Genomic DNA, 1,959 nt, shown 5'->3' with positions numbered 1-1,959 from the left:
AAACTGTTAATGCACGTGAATTGCATACGTTTTTGGAAGTTAAATCGGAATTTAGAAATTGGATAAAAAATCGCATTAAAGAATGTAAATTTCGAGAAAATATAGACTTTGTGGCGCTTTCTAAAAATTTAGAAAACAGTGGAAAGGTAAAAGAATACCACATTACATTAGACATGGCTAAACACCTTTCCATGATCGAACGTAATGATAAAGGACATGAAGCACGTCAATACTTTATCAAATGTGAACGACTTTTGAAACAAGTAGCAACACCACAGATAGCTGCATCACAAGTTGACTACTCTAAACCCGAAGCATTACTTGGTGTCTTGAACCATTTACAAAGTCAAATTGAGCAGAAAGATCATGTTATTGCAGAATTAGCACCAAAAGCAGAGGCACTTGAGGGTCTAAAACGCTCTGATGGTCTGTTTGGTTTAATTGAAGCCGCAAAGATGTTAGAGTTGCGACCAAAGGATTTAACGGATTACTTACGTAAACATGATTGGGTTTACCGGCGGGCTCCAGGGGCGCCTCTGTTACCTTATCAGGACAAAATAAAGAAAGGATTCATGGATTGTCCTGCTATTACTATCCAAAGACCTGATGGTACAGAAAAGGTACTCCCTTCAACGAAAATCACATCCAGAGGATTAGCATGTTTGAGAGAGCAAATTCATGGAGGTGTGCAATGAAGATAGATACCAATTTCTTATGCGATTTGTGGATAGCATTGTCTCAGTTTTCCAATCATCGAAGCATTGGAGATGAAAATTGTAATGCCATAGTTGAAGTTATGGAATTAATAGAAAAGGTTTTGATTTTAAAACTTCAAGATGAGATGCCAAGTATGCTTAAAATCTTAACAGTTCTAACAGATTTTGGTGATTCAGAGTTACCGCATAGCATGGATTCTTTGTTACGCGCTTATGAAGCAAATTTCGAGAGCCCCATTAAAAAGGTTGCTTAACTTAAAAACAAAACTCCCCTCCCTATCGTTAAAGGTGGGGAGGTAGTCAAGAGACTTCTTTAGGTAAGAACTCAAAATGAACGGATTTAAAATTAGTTAAGTCATAATCTGTAAGATCGGCAGTATCAACGAAGTTTTCTGCTTCTTCATCCGTCTTGAAAACGGGTATTTGTTTTAATTTAGAGGTTTTCATAAGAATTAGTTTTCTTTTAGTACGTATAGACTTTTAAAAGATTCAAAGTTTAGAAGAAATATATCTATTTAAACTCACACCATTTTCAGCGGCTTGTATTGCAAGTTTTCTATGGAGTTCTGGTGGTATTCTTAATTGAAACTTACCACTATATTTACCATGTGACAAAGGCACAGGAACTTCTTCTCCATTATGTTGCATGTCCTCAACAACTTCTGAAACAAGGTCCATAATACCTTTTAAAGCTTTCTCTGCTTGAGCATCTAACCATGAAAGGGATGGGAATTCTGCACACAATCCGACATATTCCTCATCTTCTTGCGACCACAAAACACGATATGTATAATGATTATTGTTCATGTTTCATCCTTTCTATCGCTTGTAAGACTTGTTTGACTTGATAAGCTTTTGCTTTGTTACCAGAATCTTTTTGAATATTCACACGAGGATCACCAAGCCACGGTGTTTTAAAAACAAAGTGGCTTGTACCATTGTTCCGTGGTTCTCCAAAGAAATAGACACATACAGCCAACAAATCTGAAAACTTAATGTTCTTTGGTGATGCTTTCATCAAGCTGATTATTTTTTCAACTTTATTACTCATAACCAATGATAGTATCATTATTAATCCTAGTCAATCATTTTGTGCACTTAATTGAACAGGAGCCCCCATGCCCCCCCGTGAGACGATAAGAGAAACATTTGTTGCGTTGATTAAAGCAGCAAAAACAGTAGCTGGTGATAATGTTTTCAATATGCGCGATTTCAATTTATTTATTGAAGCAATGCCAGCTAT

At 36.3% G+C, this 1,959-nt stretch carries 5 protein-coding genes; 2 read left to right on the top strand and 3 right to left on the bottom strand.

Annotated features, from left to right (window positions below; all coding sequences use genetic code 11):
• The coding region (locus ACFIML_RS09025) for an antA/AntB antirepressor family protein (protein ID WP_375688001.1) at positions 1 to 695 on the top strand (695 nt) is incomplete at its 5' end.
• Positions 692 to 970 carry a hypothetical protein gene (locus tag ACFIML_RS09020; protein WP_375686763.1) on the top strand — a complete coding sequence of 93 codons (279 nt, stop codon included), beginning with the start codon at positions 692 to 694 and terminating at the stop codon, positions 968 to 970. The genes ACFIML_RS09025 and ACFIML_RS09020, both read left to right, overlap by 4 nt.
• A 46-nt stretch (positions 971 to 1,016) precedes the next feature.
• Here the strand turns inward: ACFIML_RS09020 and ACFIML_RS09015 are convergent, their stop codons facing one another.
• Genes ACFIML_RS09015 through ACFIML_RS09005 form a run of 3 tightly spaced genes read right to left on the bottom strand, consistent with a single transcriptional unit; the run spans position 1,017 to position 1,785 of the window.
• Positions 1,017 to 1,163: a CopG family antitoxin gene (locus tag ACFIML_RS09015; protein ID WP_375686765.1), complete on the bottom strand. Its 147-nt coding sequence runs from the start codon at positions 1,161 to 1,163 to the stop codon at positions 1,017 to 1,019.
• Positions 1,164 to 1,205: 42 nt separating this feature from the next.
• Complete coding sequence (locus tag ACFIML_RS09010) at positions 1,206 to 1,523, bottom strand: type II toxin-antitoxin system HicB family antitoxin (RefSeq protein WP_004856761.1); 318 nt, start codon at positions 1,521 to 1,523, stop codon at positions 1,206 to 1,208.
• Positions 1,513 to 1,785 (bottom strand): toxin HicA, encoded by a 273-nt coding sequence (locus tag ACFIML_RS09005; protein WP_273790312.1) that lies wholly within the window; start codon positions 1,783 to 1,785, stop codon positions 1,513 to 1,515. The genes ACFIML_RS09010 and ACFIML_RS09005 overlap by 11 nt, the downstream gene beginning before the upstream one ends.
• Positions 1,786 to 1,959 lie beyond the last annotated feature (174 nt).

The sequence above is a fragment of the Bartonella sp. AC62GZZY genome (assembly GCF_042196525.1).
Taxonomy (GTDB): Bacteria; Pseudomonadota; Alphaproteobacteria; order Rhizobiales; family Rhizobiaceae; genus Bartonella.
This window is presented reverse-complemented; position numbering and strand designations above follow the sequence as displayed.